Source organism: Collinsella aerofaciens, from assembly GCF_028209625.1.
Lineage (GTDB): Bacteria > Actinomycetota > Coriobacteriia > Coriobacteriales > Coriobacteriaceae > Collinsella > Collinsella aerofaciens_AM.
Genome location: NZ_JAQLDU010000003.1, coordinates 104,212 through 119,311, shown reverse-complemented (window position 1 = coordinate 119,311; position 15,100 = coordinate 104,212). Strand labels below are relative to the sequence as shown.

Sequence of the window (15,100 nt, the reverse complement as noted above, 5' to 3'; positions counted from 1 at the left end):
CGTACAGTTGTACAGTATCTCAAATTTCAGCAGGTCACAAAACCACAACCCGCACAAATTAGCAATCCGAATAGTCATCGGGGGCGTTCTTAAACTACCAGTCAAACAAGAACGTCCCCCAACGACCACTTTTTCTCCGTCCCCAAGGGATCATTATTGGACCGTCGATGTTTTGGTAATGCCAGCGAGCGGTCACCAGAGCGAACAAATTGGCATGAAAAGAGGACGGCATAGACCTTCTGGTCATGCCGTCCTCTTTGAATGACAAGTTGTCGCTCTGGTGCCCGCGCAGCGTCGGCTGGTCCGCCGTTCGTTAGAACGGCGGAACGAAGGGCAGCGTCGAGTAGTTACGCGGTTCGCAGAACCGCGTAACTACCCAATTACATAAGCTCGCAGACAGCTGTTGCGAAGGCAACGGGGTCCTCGGGGAGGATGCCCTCGACCAGCAGGGCCTGATCGTAGAGCAAGCCGGAGTACTGCTTGATCTTATCGGCGTCGCCTGCCTTCTGGGCAGCGACAAGCTTGTCAAAGACCGGGTGCTTGGCGTTGAGCTCGAGCACGCGCTGGCTCTTGGGCATGCCGTCGGGCGCGCCCTCGGGCCCCTTCTGGAGCACCTTCTCCATCTCGAGCGAAAGCGGACCCTCGGTGGTGATGCAGGCGGGAGCGTCAGTCAGACGCGCAGAGACGGCGACCTTCTCGACCTTGTCGCCGAGCGCCTCCTTCATGGCGTTAAAGAGATCCTCGTTCTCCTTGGTGGCGTCCTCGGCCTCCTTCTTCTCGTCATCGGTCGCCATGTCAAGATCGCCGGTCGCGACGTTCTTAAGCTCCAGGTGACGATCCTCGACCTCGGGCTCGGCACCATCGGCAACTGCCTTCTCGGCAGCCTCGCGAGCAGCGTCATCCTCGTAGACCTTGGGCATATCGGCAGCCACGTACTCACGCATGGCCTGGAAGGTGAACTCATCCACGTCCTGCGTCAGCAGCAATACATCGTAGCCGCGGTCGAGCACGCCCTTCACGACGGGCATCTTGGCCAGACGCTCGCGCGAATCGCCGGCGGCATAGTAGATTGCCTTCTGGCCCTCGGGCATGCCCTTGGCATACTCGGCAAGGGTGATCATCTTCTGCTCCTTGGCAGACCAGAACAGCAACAGGTCGGCGAGCTCGTCGGCCTTCATGCCGTAGCTCGAGTAGATGCCGTACTTCAGACCGCGACCAAAGTTCTCAAAGAACTTCTCGTATGCCTCGCGGTCGTTATCGCGCATGTCCTCAAGATCGGCAGTGATCTTCTTCTCGACACGCTTGGCAATGGCCTTGAGCTGACGGTTCTGTTGCAGCGTCTCACGCGAAATATTGAGCGTCACGTCGGCAGAGTCCACGACACCGCGCACAAAGTTGTAGTAGTCGGGCAGCAGGTCGTCGCACTTCTCCATAATCAGCACGTTGGAACTGTAGAGCGCCAGGCCCTTCTCGTAGTCCTTGCTGTACAGATCGAACGGGGCGCGACCCGGCACAAACAGCAGCGCATCGTACTCAAGCGTACCCTCGGCATGGAAGCTGATAGTGCGCGCGGGATCGTCAAAGTCGTGGAACGTGGACTTGTAGAACTCGTTGTAATCCTTCTGCTCAACGTCGGAGCTGCGCTTTTTCCAAATCGGCGTCATGGAGTTGATGGTCTCGAGCTCCTGGTAGTCCTCGTACTCGGGCTTGTAGTCGTCGCCGGCGTCCTCGGGCTTGGGTTTCTGGCGGCTCTTGCTCACCATCATCTGAATCGGGTAGCGCACATAGTTGCTGTACTGCTGAATCAGGCTCTTGAGGCCCCACTCGGTCAGGAAGCGATCGTAGGTCTCGGCCTCGCCGTCGGCGTCGAGCTTCTCGTTCTCGCGCAGCGTCAGGATGACATCGGTACCGTGCTCAGCACGCTCGCCATCCTCGATGGTGTAGCCCTCAAGACCGTCGGACTCCCAAACGTGGGCGGTATCCTCGCCATAAGCGCGGCTGACGACCTTCACGTGGCTGGCGACCATAAAGGCGGAGTAGAAACCCACGCCAAACTGACCGATGATGTCGACATCGGAACCCTGCTGCTCGGCGTTCTCAGTCTTAAACTCCTCGGAGCCGGAATGGGCGATGGTGCCCAGATTGCGCTCGAGCTCCTCGGCGGTCATGCCGATACCGTTATCCGAAATGGTGATGGTACGGGCATCTTTATCAAAGGAAACACGAATAGCCAGGTCGCCCTGGTCGAGCTTGACGCTCGGGTCCTGCAGGCTCTTAAAGTTGAGCTTGTCGACGGCATCGCTCGCGTTGGAGATAAGCTCGCGCAGGAAGATTTCCTTATTGGTGTAGATGGAGTTGATCATGAGGTCGAGCAGTTTTTTGCTCTCGGTCTTAAATTGACGCATGTGCAGTCCTTTCGCGCTACCCCCGTCCGCAAAAACGGCCCGGTTGCCCGAGCCGCATTGCAGACCTGCTATGTTCAGACTTAGATTTTATAACCCATTAGCGCGCATATATACATACGGAATCGAAAAACTGTATGTCCAAACGCTCTGATGCGCCAATTGCCAAGGAGTGTCCCCGACTGCCGGCAGGAAAGGAACGTCCCTATCTGCCATCTACGCGCTTGGCCATCCAAACATGGGGCTGGCCCTCGTCTTCGTAGTCCACCGGGGCAATCTGCGTGTAACCCGCCTTGGCATAGAGCGGCAGCACGTATTCCTGCGCGTGCAGCTTAATGAGCTTGGCGCCGGCATCACGCGCGCACGTATCACTGGCCTCGACAATCTTGCTCGCCAAACCGCGACGGCGCATGCTCGGCAGCACGGCCACGCGCCCCATAATGTAGGTCTCCCCCGCCGCGACGCCTTCGTCCAAGTCGCACGCCGGCGACACCGGAGCCTCTGCGTCAGCTGCGCGCTCAAGCTCTTCGGGAAACACGCGCGAGCAACCGGCAAGCTCACCGTCTACATAGAGCGTCACATGGATGCAGTTCGGATCCTCGTCGATAGCGTCAAACTCATTCTCGTAGCCCTGCTCGTCCATAAAAACGACGCGGCGCACCAACGCCGCGTCATCAAAGCATCCCGTCTTAAGTTGGATATCCATGGCTGCCCTTTCATTCAATGCGGACGTTAGGGACAGATTTTAGCGAAAATGAGCTCCGCGCACGCTAAACTTCGCGCGAGCCTTCGCCAGGCAGTCGTAATGACCCACGTTATGGGCATCGCTCGCGATGAAGCTGTACAGGTTCTGATCGAACAGGCGCTGTGCCGGCTTTTTCTCGCGACCAAATCGACCGCCGGCAATAAAGTCCGCCGAAGCCTGCAGCTTGCAGCCCATATCGACCAGGCGCTCCGCCACACTTACATCCTTTTGAACCGCACGATAGCGCTCAGGATGAGCGATGATCACCTGGTAGCCACGGCACTGCAAATCGTAAATCGTGTTCTCGTACTCTCTAAACGCATACGCATCGGCATGCGTCGAAAGCTCGAGCAGAAACTCGTTGGTCCCATCGAAATGCAAGTGATCCGCGGCATCGATACCAAGCTCAACGAGCTTTCGATGGTTGACCTCGAAGCCCATCTGGAGCGGAAAACCGTCAGCGTTATCGCGCAGCAGCTCAAAGGCATCCCACATCTTGTCGTAATCAAAATAGGGATCACGGCAGTGAGGAGTGCAAACGATTCTGGTTACACCGGCCCGCTTGGCAGCCTCGAGCATCGCCAAGCTCTCTTCGAGATCGGCGGCGCCGTCGTCTACACCCGGCAAGATATGGCAATGAATGTCACGCATAGGTCAGCCTTAATCAACTAAACGTTTGCTCGGTTGGTGAAGATGCCCTTTTTGGAAGTGCCCTGATCGTCGGAGCCCTTCTTAACCTTCTTACCGTCCTTGGTGTAGTAAGAATAGTAGTACACGCTGGTCTCGGTCTCACAGTAATTCATGACGGTACCGATGAGCTTGACCTTCTCGGACTTCTTAAGCTGGGCGATAGCGTTGAGCGCCTCTTCGCGCTTGGTAAAGTCCTCGCGCACCACGAACAGCGCGCCGTCAGTCAAGCTGGCAATCTCGGCAGCATCGATGAAGGTGCCGACCGGAGGAGCATCGAAGATGACGTACTGGAACTTGGCGGACAGTGCCTTTACCAGCTTGGCAAAGCGATGGGAGACGATGATGTCGGCAGGATTGGGAATGTGCGGCTCGGCATCGAGGAAGTAGAAGTTCTTCTGACCCGTCTCGACAATTGCCTGGTCAATGGAGATCTGCTCGGACAGGACTGCATAGAGTCCGCCGCGGGAGCGGACGCCGAGCATATCGGCAAGGGACCTGCGACGCATATCAGCCTCGACCAGCAGGACACTCTTGCCGCTCGTGGCGATTGCCTGAGCAAGATTAATGGAAACCGTAGACTTGCCCTCGTTGGGAATCGAGGAGGTAACGGTGATGGTGCGAATGGGGTCGTCCACGCTCGCAAAGCGGATGTTGGCCAGAAGGGTCTTGGCGGCATTCTGCACAACGAGCTTATCGGTGTTCTTTGCCTTAGCCATGCCTATTTACCACCTTTCATAGCCGGAATTCGGCCAACAACGGGAATACCCAGGAGCTCTTCTGCCTCTTCGGCACCGCGGATGCGGGTATTGAGCATGTCTGCCAAAACGACATAGGCAACTGCGATAAAGATACCGGCGAGGAACGCGACGGCAATATACAGCGTGCGCTTGGGGCCGCTGGGGGCTTCGGGGGTCTTAGCCTCGTCGATAACGTTGATGCTCTGGGCAGCGCCGACGTTCTGAGCGACCGTACTCACCGAGCTGGCAATGGCCTTTGCGACCTCAGCCGTCTCCTTGGCATCGGTGCCGGTAACCGAAAGCGTAATGACACGCGTGGTGGTCTCGGAGGAAACAGACACCTTGTAGTCATCCAAATCGGTGAGGCCCAGTTCTTTGGCGGCGCCGCTCTTAACGCTATCGCTATCCAGCAGCGTGGCGATATCGTTGGAAAGCATCTGGCTCGCCGAGAGATCGTTGTAGCTCATCTGACCGCTATCGTCGGTCTTGGCGAGAATGTACATGCTCGTCGTCGCGGTATAGGTGTTGTCCATCGCAACGAAGGACACGATGCCCATGGCGATCGCGCAGACCACCGGAAGGGTGATGACCAGCTTGAGGTGCTTCTTCAGCAGCTGGAACAGTTCGAGAAGGGTCATGCAGCTTGCCTTTCATTTCCCCAGTTCGGATTGACAAAACTGTCCGTATGTTATCGCATCTTTTTACCGAGACCAAACTCTATACATAAGAAACAGGCTCTCCTGTAAAAATGTCGGAAGCAATCGTAAAATTGCACAACAACGCCGCACCCGAAAGTCAAATGCGGCGTCTACATCAATATCTGTGTTGTATCGCTATGCGAATGGCTCGTCCTGCTGTATGGGAAACGTCACCGTAATGGTGGTTCCCACGCCCAACTCGCTCGACAGATCAAGCGTGGCGTGATGATACAGGGCCGCATGCTTGACAATGGCAAGCCCCAGGCCGGTTCCGCCGCGTGCCTTGGACCTACTCTTGTCCACGCGATAGAACCGCTCAAATACCTTGCCCTGTTCTTCAGGCGCGATACCGATTCCCGTGTCGGCGACAGCGAGGAACGGATGGCCTTCGTCGTTGGTGCCGCACTGCAGCGTAACCGTACCGCCGGGCCGATTGTAGCGGATGGCGTTGCTTGCCAGATTATAGATGAGCTCGTCGACCAAGCGCGACACGCCTTCGATGACCACAGGCTTGGTCTCATGACTTATCGTCACATTCGCCTGACGGGCAACCTGTTCAAGACGCTGCTCAACCGCGTAGATCGCACGCGAGAGCTCAATAGGCTCCGTGGACCCAATGGGCACTGCCTCGCCTTCAGTTGCACGTTCGGCCTCGTCCAAGTTAGACAGCGTAAGGATGTCGTTGACAAGCGCTGCCAAGCGGCCCGCCTCACGATAGATGCGACCGCCAAAGTTGCGCAGGTCGTCCTCGCCCTCGACCATGCCGTTTGCGATGAGCTCGGCATAGCCCGAAATCGCCGTAAGCGGCGTCTTGAGCTCATGGGTGATATTCGCTGTGAACTCGCGGCGCATACGGTCGTTGTCCGCTAGCACCGCCATTTGGCGCTTGAGTTCCTGGCGCTGCGACTCGATACGCTCAAGCATAGGGACCATCTCGGCATAGGCGTGCTCATAGCTACGGCGTGGGTGATCCAAATCCACCTCTTGCAACGGCGCGATGATGGCACGGGACTCACGGCGCGCCATAAAAAACGAGAGTACTGCACCCGCTGCTGCGATAAGCAGCATCGGCCCCAGCATCGACAGCAAAATCGCCGCAACGCCAGGCTGGGCCTGCGCCAAGCGGACGACCTGGCCGTTATCAAGGGTGACGGCGCGATACAGCATAATCTCGTCGAGTGTAGAGCTTGCGCGCTCCGCGGAACCCGAACCACTCTCAAAGGCCTCGATGACCTCGGGGCGATCGCCATGGTTGGGCAGTGTGGAAGGCGACGCCTCGTTGTCGTAGGCAACCGATCCATCCTTGTTAATCAGCGTGATGCGTAAGTCCTCGCGATCGAGGCTACGCAAGAACGGGATGGGCTCCTGCTGCTCGTCGAGGGCGGCAGCAATGAGCTCGGTTTCCTGCGCCAGATTGGCACTCGTGGCATCCGCCAAGGTGTTTTGCACAAAGAACGCACCCAGCACCGTAAACGCCACGATAACCGCCATGGCGCAGACAAAGATCGTCACAAAAACGCGGTGCGACAGCGTATGTTTTCCCTGGGGGGCGAAGACCACGGGTTACTCCTCCGATGCGGTGGCCGCGGTGTCGTCGCCTTCGGCACCATCACCGGCAGAAGGCTCGGCCAGGCGATAACCCACGCCGCGCACGGTCTCGATGGCGCTGGCATGCTCGCCCAGTTTTTGGCGAAGCGTTTGCACGTGCACGTCAACGGTGCGCGAACCGCCGTCGAAGTCCCAGCCCCACACGCTCTGCAGCAACGACTCGCGGGTAAAGACCACGCCGGGCTTGCGCATGAGGTACTCGAGCAGGTCGAACTCGCGCAGGGTGAGCTTAAGCGGCTCGCCGGCAACGGTCACCTCGCGATGGCTGGGCGAAAGCACGATATCGCCCACGCTGAGCACGTCGCTCGCCTGCTTGACCATGCCGCCGCGGCGCAGCAGCGCACGGCAACGGCTGGCAAGTTCCATGAGCGAAAACGGCTTGGTCAGGTAATCGTCGGCACCGCCATCGAGCGCCATAACCTTGTCGAGCTCGGTGTCCTTGGCGGTGAGCATCATGATGGGCACCGTCGCCGTCAGGCGGTCGGCACGCAGGCGACGCATAATCGCCAGGCCATCGGTATCGGGCAGCATGATATCGAGCAGCACAGCATCGGGCACCCGTCGCGCCACGGCAGCTTTAAACTCGCCATCGCACGAAAAGCCCTCGGCCTCGATCCCCTGCTTGCGCAGCGCATAGACCGTCAAATCCCTGATGTTGTCATCGTCCTCGACGTAATAGATCATGTTGAACCCCTTTGCGGCCGGCATGACCGCATCTTAACCCTAAAGGTGCCTTTACGAGATGGTATCAGCCAAAACGCCCCGTCAAATAATCGGCCGTGCGCGGGTCGGTCGGATTTTTGAAGAGCTGAGCGGTGGGCGCGTGCTCCACCAACTCACCCAACAAGAAAAACGCGACCGAGTCGGAAATACGCGCCGCCTGCTGCATATTGTGCGTAACGACCACGAGCGTGCAGGTCTCCTTGAGCTCGCAGGCGAGCTGCTCCACCACCAGCGTCGACACGGGGTCAAGGGCGCTCGTAGGCTCGTCCATCAGCAGAATATCGGGCTGCACGGCAAGTGCGCGGGCGATGCACAGGCGCTGCTGCTGTCCACCCGAAAGACCCAGGCCCGACTCCTTGAGCTTGTCCTTGACCTCATCCCATAGCGCAGCGCGACGAAGGGAGTCCTCGACCAGCTCATCGAGCACGGCGCGATCGCGCACACCCATACCGCGCGGACCGTAGGCGACGTTGTCGTAGATGCTCATGGGAAACGGGTTGGGGCGCTGGAACACCATGCCCACGCGCTGGCGCAGACGGCAGATGTCGTAGTCGCCCAGGATATCCTGGCCGTCGAGCGCGATCTTGCCCTCGATACGACAGTCCTTGATACTGTCGTTCATGCGGTTAAAACAACGCAGCAGCGTCGACTTGCCGCAGCCCGAAGGCCCGATGAACGAGGTGATCTGCTTGTCGCGGATCTTGATATTCACGTCCTTGAGCGCATGGTGGTCGCCATAGAACAGGTCGAGGCCCTCGACGTCGATGCGCGTCGGCGAGGCGGCAAGATCCTCTGCCGTGGGGCGAGTCGCATCCCCAACCTCGCGCTCATGCGCGGCCTCGGCCTGCGCTTCCATGAGTTCTTCAAGCTCCGTGGGCTCCACAGCCGCAGCAGCCGTCATACCGCATACCTCCACATCGATATCAATTCAGCAGTATCGATAGTAGAAATCGCGGCTCATACGCACGTGAGCGCATTGTCAGGTGTTTGTAAGGACGCCTGCGCTACGCGGCGGGCAGTTCGATGGTAAAAACGGTATGCTCGGGCGTCGATTCGCACGCGATGGTACCGCCATGCGCCCCGACAATCTCCTTGGCGATGGCAAGACCCAGCCCAGCGCCGCCGCGATTGGTCGCACGCGCCGCATCCAGGCGATAGAACTTCTCAAAGATCACCTTGAGCTTTGGCTCGGGGATCGGATCGCCCTGGTTGATAAATCGCACGCGCACGCCGCCGTCGCTCAGGCGCCTAGCCTCAATCGTGATCATCGAGCCTTCATAGCTATAGGCAACGGCATTTTTCATGATGTTGTTGAATACGCGCGCCATCTTGTCGCCGTCCACGAGCACCGTCAGGTCCTCGCAGATATCAACCCGGGCTTCTTTGCGCTGCTCGTTGAGAATGGGATAGAACTCGTCTGCCACCTGCGCCAGCAATAGCCCCAAATCGACGTAGCTGCGGGTGAGCACGATATCGTGGAAATCGAAGCGCGTGATGTCGAAGAACTCCTCGATAAGCGCGTCGAGCCGATGGGCCTTGTCGAGCGCCACGCCCGTAAAGCGTGCGCGCTGCTCAACCGGCAGCTCAGGAGCCTCTTGAAGCAGCGAAAGATAGCCCACCACACTGGCAAGCGGGGTGCGTAGGTCATGTGCCAAGTACGTGACCAGATCGTCCTTGCGATGAGACTCGTCACGCAAGGCCTGTTGCACCTTGCGCTCGCGATCGCGCACACGGTTGAGTGCGCCCTCGACCTCCAGGAAGTCGCCGTCGATGTTGTCCCAGGTGTCGGGGTGATCGATCAGGCGATCTTGAATACGAGCGGCCAGCACACAATCGGCATGCTGCTCGCCCTGCTCATAGCCCTGGTAGTACAGGGCGCGGCCGCAAAAGAACAGGACGCACACGGCAAGCGCCAGCACAAAGCCAAGCATGTTGAACACAAAGCCGGCGTCAAAGAACACGGGCTCGACAATACCGCCAAGCGCCATGGCCCCGATCGCCAGCGTAATGGTCCATGCGGCACCGCCGATTACCACACAGCGACGAACGATTTCGAATCGATCAATCAGCAAAAAGCCAATGAGCAGAACTGCCAGAATGCCGACGATATTGTCGATGCCGATAAGCAGCAGGCTCAGCAAAAAGAGCAGCACCGTCGCTAACGCACGGTTGTCAACGACCGCCCTCATGTATTCAAAGAGTCGATCGGGCACCTCGAATACCCTTCTGTCGTCTTTTGTCATATCCACTCCCCCGCCGTCGAGGCGTTATTCGATGATGTAGCCGACGCCCCAGACGTTTTTGATAAAGCGCGGCTTTTGAGCGTCGTCGCCGATCTTTTCGCGCAGGTGGCGAATGTGCACCATCACCGTATTGTTGGAGCCGGGCATAAAATCCTCGTTCCACACCGCGCGGAACAGATCCTCCACGGCCACCACGCTGCCGCGATGCTCGACCAGATACAGCAAGATGGAATACTCGATGGGCGTGAGGCGAACCGGTGAACCGTCCACTGTCACGGAACGAGCATCGCGGTTGATCTCAAGGCCGTCGAGCTGGATGGTCGGCGACTCGGCCGCCTGCGCGCGGCTACCGTAGCTGGTGTAGCGACGAAGCTGAGCGTGCACGCGTGCGATGAGCTCAAGCGGACGGAACGGCTTGACCACATAATCGTCCGCGCCAAGCGAAAGGCCCTCGATCTTGTCTTGCTGGGCATCGCGCGCCGTCAGCATGATCACGGGATAGGTATGGCTGGAACGGATCGTACGTAGCAGCTCAAAGCCATCGATATCGGGCAGCATGACATCCAGCAGCGCCAGATCGAACTCCTGCTCCAAGATTGCCTTGGCAGCATCGGCCCCGCTATAGGCGACCTGTACGTCAAAGCCTTCTTTTGTAAGGTAGATACCAACCAAGTCGGCGATGGCCTTTTCGTCATCAACTACCAAAATGCGCTCGTTCATGCGTGCTCCTCTCGCGCTCCATTATGCCCGAGGGGGCGCATGCCACACACAACAAGCGTGGGTGATTAAGTCGGCCTTAAGCACCCTTGTGCCCGTTCGGGCGCGGATGTGGGCCACGCACGCACGCGATGATCGCCGACACCGGCAAACGATATACTCTAGTTCCAGAAGAGACCATCCCGTCGAAAGCGAAATCTGTGAAGTCCCTCATCTCTTTTGCAAAGCGCTCAGCCCAGCTTGCCGCCGGCTTTGTCTGCGCTATCGCCCTTGCCGCTGGCGTGCCCACCGTCGCCGGCGCCCAAGTGCTCACGACCGACAATGTTTGCGGCAAAACCGCCGATGCGCGCGGCATCACGGCCGAAAACCTGCCCGATATCGATGCGACCAATGCCCTCGTCATGGGCAAAGACGGCACCGTCTACTATGGGCGCGGCGCCGATGAGCAGGTCAAAATCGCCTCGATCACCAAGGTCATGACCGCAATCCTAACCGTCGAGAATTGCAAGATGGACGAGAAGGTCACGGTGAGCAACGCCGCAGCCACCGTGGGTAATTCGACCGCCGGCTTGCTCGAAGGCGACGAGCTTACCGTGGAGCAGGCGCTGCGCGGCCTGATGATTCCCTCGGGCAACGACGCCGCCATCGTGCTCGCCGAATATGTGGGCAAGAAGATCGACCCTAAGACTAAAGACGCCGAGGCCACCTTTGTGAAGGCCATGAACGAACGCGCTAAGAAGCTCGGCTGCACCGGTACGCTTTTTGAAAACCCGCATGGTCTGGACTTTGATGAGTGGGCTGGCGATATGCACTCAACCGCACACGACGTAGCGCTGATGATGCAGGAGGCCATGAAAAACGATACGATCCGCGAGGTCGTAGCGAGCGAGGATTCCTGGATCGAAGTCACGGGCGCCGACGGCACCGACCATTCGCATTCCATGGACACGCATAACTATTTGCTGGGCCAAGATGGCAACATCGGTGGCAAGACCGGTACCACCGACGACGCGGGCTATTGCTTTACGAGCGCCTACAACCGCGACGGCGACGAGATCTACACCGTCGTTTTGAACTCCACCACCACCGACCAGCGCTTTACCGATACCGCAACCCTTGCCAATTGGTACTACGGTCACAAGGTGACGGTCGCAATCGCCAACACACAGGAAAAGACCGCCAACGGCAACCCGCTTATGGCGCGCATTGGTCAAACCGACTGGACGGATAAGACGATCGACGCCACACTCGCCGATCCCACGGCGCAAGCGACCGTGTTTTCCCTTGCCGGCGAGGTGACCGAAAAGGTTAGCTACGACGATCTTTCGGGCACGGTGCATGTGGGCGACAAGGTGGGCAGCGTTACGCTCAAGCAGGACGGCACCAAGATCGCCGTCATGGACCTGGTTGCCGACGAGGAAGGCGCAGGGCCGAATCCCATTGAATGGCTGCTCGTGAAGCTCGATCGCTTGGGCCGTCGCATCGACAACCGCCCGCTCACGGCAGAAAGCGAGACCGTCGCCAAGGCGCCCGAGGTGTAGGGCGCAAGAATAATAAGTCCGCTGAAAGGAGGCGTCCGAAAGGATGCCTCCTTTTTTGAGGTTCGAATCCCCAGCCGCCATTCTTGATAATAAAAAGGGCCCCAAATGGGACCCTTCTTCAAATTCGTACTGGCGGAGAGCTGGGGATTCGAACCCCAGATGCCCTTTTGGGGCATACTCGCTTAGCAGGCGAGCACCTTCGGCCTCTCGGTCAGCTCTCCGTAACAGCCGTTCTATAGTAACCAAACAGTCGAAGTTGGGCAAGAGGGAATTTTCTAATTGCCCAGCGGCCTTTCCTCCTTGCAGTTTTCGCCCCTACCCCAGCGAGCGGTTGAGGGAGCCGAGCTCGTCGTTGCCCATGGTGCGCCACATTTGGAAGATGCAACCGCGCGCCAGGAAAAAGAAACCGTTATCGACCAGCTGCACGGCGGCATCCGCAAGCTGGTTGGCCACCGCGGGCACGGGCGGCAATTCGAGTCCAGCCCTGCGGATGGTCTCGACCGCTTCCTCGAACGTCGGAGGCTCGCTGACACCCATCTCGTTCATAAGGCCCTGCATTTCTTCCAGCGCGCTGCTGCCCGACTCCTCGCCGCGCGGCACCAGACGGTAACAAGCCAGCGCCAGGTCGAGCTGATCGCAATTCCAATAGGCAAACGCCAAGCGATAGAACAGGTAGCCGATTGCAGAACGATCGCTGGCAATACGTAGGCCGTGGCGCGCCACCTCGATAATCTCGTCAAAGCGCTCCAGACGCGCAAGCACGTTGATGAGCGCAAAGTGCGACTGCATGGACGAGCGCGCCAGATCGTAAAGATGGCGCACCTCGGGCAGTGCTCGTTCAAAGTCCTCTTGCTCGGCGTAAAAACTGCAGATCTCGTGCTGGGCAAAGTACAGCGCATCGGGCGCACGAAGGATTCGCACAGAGCGGTCTTCTTCCAACACCGGTAGCACCATGCGCACCAGCTGGTTATCGCAAAACTGCGTTTGAACCAGACCTGTCGCCAAAAGCTCGGCGACGGCGCACTTAGCCTCCAACTCCTCGACAAGACGGGAAAAGCCTTCAAAAGCGCCTGTACGGTCGACTTTTGCCTGCTCGCGCAATTCAACAACACGGGCCACGTATGGGTCGTCGTCCTCTTCCATGACCTCCAGCTCGTCAGCCGTATCGGCAAGCAGCAGATCGCGCAACGCCGGCGGCAGCATGCGATGGTCATCACGCGGACGAGCATGAACCTCCGCAGGCTCAATCGTCTCCGGAGCGGTTGACTCATACGCCTCAAGTACACGCTTGCACGGCATATCGTCCATGTCCATGCTCTCAAGATCCTTGGCGACAGGCACGCAATCGGCCAGATAGGCCGCGCGCCCAAAGAAATACGTTGCGACAACGCGCTCGCCCTGCTCACCGTCGGGAGCAGCAATCTGCACATAGCAGCGCGTGATGCAGGTGCCCGCGGCAAAACACGCTGCCGCAAGCGTGATTGCCACACGCGCATCGTGCTCCGCGGACCAGATCGTGCGCGTGTCCTCGTCCAGCTCGCGCCAGGCGTCATCTTGAGCGTCGTATTCACGTTGCGGCATGGCGTCCGCGACAGACTGCCCAAACCGAACGAGCATGATCCCCTCGGCAACGTTTGCCCGATAGGTATAGTCGAGCCGCGTGACCACGTTAAGTGCCTCGACAATACGCGCGAAGCGGGTACGCACATCCCACTCACCGCCCGGCTGGCAAGCCACCGTACCCGGTTTGCCCCACGGGTTATCGCTCGAGGCCGTATCGAGCAGTCGGGGAACATCGTTGGTCGTCTTGGCGATATGCCACGCATCAAAGAGCGCGCAGCCCTCAAGGCTCGGCGAGGATGCCGCAGGGACCAATCCGGCCCCGATGTGCTCAAGGATGCCGGAGAGACGGTTAAGACGGCACTCGATGGCAAGCAGCATGTCAATCTCGTCCTGGTCCAGCAGGCTGCGATCAAAATTGAGATAGAAAAGCTTTGAGCGATCGATGCGAGCCAGGCTCATCTCGGACTTAGCGGCGATGGTGCGCAAGCGGGGCAAGTCAATTTCACTCATAAGGGCGGCGGCATAGCGCTCGATACCGCTCGGATTCTCGGCATGGTCAACGCGGTAAAGCAGCGTCTCGATAGCATCAGGGAGCGGTGCCGTGTTAAAGCCCAAAAACACCTCGACCGGCTCGGGCAACTTTACGAGCTTGATCTTGTCGATAACATTTTGCATACCCTCGTCGAGTCCGCCGGCGTCCGCCGTGCTCGCAATGGCATTTTCGGAGTCAGCGAATATCACGTAGCGCAGGAACATCGATGCCATGAACTCGCCGTAAGGAAGGGAGCGGGCCGAATTCCATGTCTCGTGTTCGGACTGTTCGCGCATGGGGCCTTCGGGAGAGCCGACGGTTCGCGCGCACGCGCGCATTGTGCCGTTGGCTCCCCGAACCACAATCTCACCAATACCGGAGTCCGACTCGTCAAGGACGAGTTCCATATCGGGATCGTTGGGCAGCGGAGCCTCGCTAACGGGGCGGTCCACCTTGTACACCTCACCCGAAACGCTTACGTAGCCCAAAAGCGACACATGACTTTTGCCAACGAATTCGACGACATAACAAGATTCATGCTGATCCTCGCCAAAGAGTTTCCAGACCACGCCATACGAGCGTCCCGCTGGCTGCTCGGGCATCGCCGGAAAGCGCTTCTTGGGATCGAGAAACCTGAGCTTGTATGTCGGACGTTCTGCCACGAAATATCACCCTGATCGGTCGCTTGAGAAGGAGTGGTCGCGAATAAGTCGCGACATCTACTCGGAATCTTACACGAGTCGACAGTAAATCGTCCCTTTGGACAAAAGCACTCAAGCTGGCGTAAAAGAAAAGCCCCCGTTGCCGGGAGCTTTAATCTCAAATGGTGCGGCGTATAGGATTCCGCGCATCCGCTGCGCGGATCCGCACCGGCTTCGCCCGCCTGCCGGCGCGCTCGCCC

At 58.7% G+C, this 15,100-nt stretch carries 12 protein-coding genes and 1 tRNA gene; 1 reads left to right on the top strand and 12 read right to left on the bottom strand.

Annotated elements, in window-relative coordinates; translation table 11 throughout:
• Window positions 1-380: 380 nt before the first annotated feature.
• From htpG to PMW70_RS02505, 10 genes are all read right to left on the bottom strand, one after another.
• Window positions 381-2,405: a molecular chaperone HtpG gene (htpG, locus tag PMW70_RS02550; protein WP_271743793.1), complete on the bottom strand. Its 2,025-nt coding sequence runs from the start codon at window positions 2,403-2,405 to the stop codon at window positions 381-383.
• Window positions 2,406-2,607: 202 nt separating this feature from the next.
• Window positions 2,608-3,108: a GNAT family N-acetyltransferase gene (locus PMW70_RS02545; RefSeq protein WP_055250496.1), complete on the bottom strand. Its 501-nt coding sequence runs from the start codon at window positions 3,106-3,108 to the stop codon at window positions 2,608-2,610.
• 39 nt (window positions 3,109-3,147) lie between these two features.
• Window positions 3,148-3,798 carry a tyrosine-protein phosphatase gene (locus PMW70_RS02540; RefSeq protein WP_055250497.1) on the bottom strand — a complete coding sequence of 217 codons (651 nt, stop codon included), beginning with the start codon at window positions 3,796-3,798 and terminating at the stop codon, window positions 3,148-3,150.
• Between the two features lie 17 nt (window positions 3,799-3,815).
• Window positions 3,816-4,553 (bottom strand): CpsD/CapB family tyrosine-protein kinase, encoded by a 738-nt coding sequence (locus PMW70_RS02535; RefSeq protein ID WP_271743792.1) that lies wholly within the window; start codon window positions 4,551-4,553, stop codon window positions 3,816-3,818.
• Between the two features lie 2 nt (window positions 4,554-4,555).
• On the bottom strand, window positions 4,556-5,212 hold the full coding sequence (locus PMW70_RS02530; RefSeq protein WP_055250503.1) for a YveK family protein: 657 nt from the start codon (window positions 5,210-5,212) through the stop codon (window positions 4,556-4,558).
• Window positions 5,213-5,407: 195 nt separating this feature from the next.
• Window positions 5,408-6,832, bottom strand: a complete 1,425-nt coding sequence (locus PMW70_RS02525; RefSeq protein WP_271743791.1) for a sensor histidine kinase — start codon at window positions 6,830-6,832, stop codon at window positions 5,408-5,410.
• Window positions 6,833-6,835: 3 nt separating this feature from the next.
• Window positions 6,836-7,564, bottom strand: coding sequence for a response regulator transcription factor (locus tag PMW70_RS02520; protein ID WP_089572665.1), 729 nt, complete (start codon window positions 7,562-7,564; stop codon window positions 6,836-6,838).
• 64 nt (window positions 7,565-7,628) lie between these two features.
• Window positions 7,629-8,504, bottom strand: a complete 876-nt coding sequence (gene pstB, locus PMW70_RS02515) for a phosphate ABC transporter ATP-binding protein PstB (protein WP_271743790.1) — start codon at window positions 8,502-8,504, stop codon at window positions 7,629-7,631.
• A gap of 103 nt (window positions 8,505-8,607) precedes the next feature.
• Window positions 8,608-9,846: a sensor histidine kinase gene (locus PMW70_RS02510; protein ID WP_271743789.1), complete on the bottom strand. Its 1,239-nt coding sequence runs from the start codon at window positions 9,844-9,846 to the stop codon at window positions 8,608-8,610.
• Window positions 9,847-9,870: 24 nt separating this feature from the next.
• A complete protein-coding gene (locus tag PMW70_RS02505; protein ID WP_117628978.1) occupies window positions 9,871-10,566 on the bottom strand; it encodes a response regulator transcription factor in 696 nt (231 codons plus the stop codon).
• Window positions 10,567-10,763: 197 nt separating this feature from the next.
• Here PMW70_RS02505 and PMW70_RS02500 point away from each other — a divergent pair, with 197 nt between their 5' ends.
• Complete coding sequence (locus PMW70_RS02500) at window positions 10,764-12,104, top strand: D-alanyl-D-alanine carboxypeptidase family protein (protein ID WP_271743788.1); 1,341 nt, start codon at window positions 10,764-10,766, stop codon at window positions 12,102-12,104.
• Window positions 12,105-12,234: 130 nt separating this feature from the next.
• Here the strand turns inward: PMW70_RS02500 and PMW70_RS02495 are convergent.
• Window positions 12,235-12,325 (bottom strand) — tRNA-Ser (locus PMW70_RS02495).
• A 94-nt stretch (window positions 12,326-12,419) separates the two neighbouring features.
• On the bottom strand, window positions 12,420-14,861 hold the full coding sequence (locus tag PMW70_RS02490) for a tetratricopeptide repeat protein (protein WP_271743787.1): 2,442 nt from the start codon (window positions 14,859-14,861) through the stop codon (window positions 12,420-12,422).
• Window positions 14,862-15,100 lie beyond the last annotated feature (239 nt).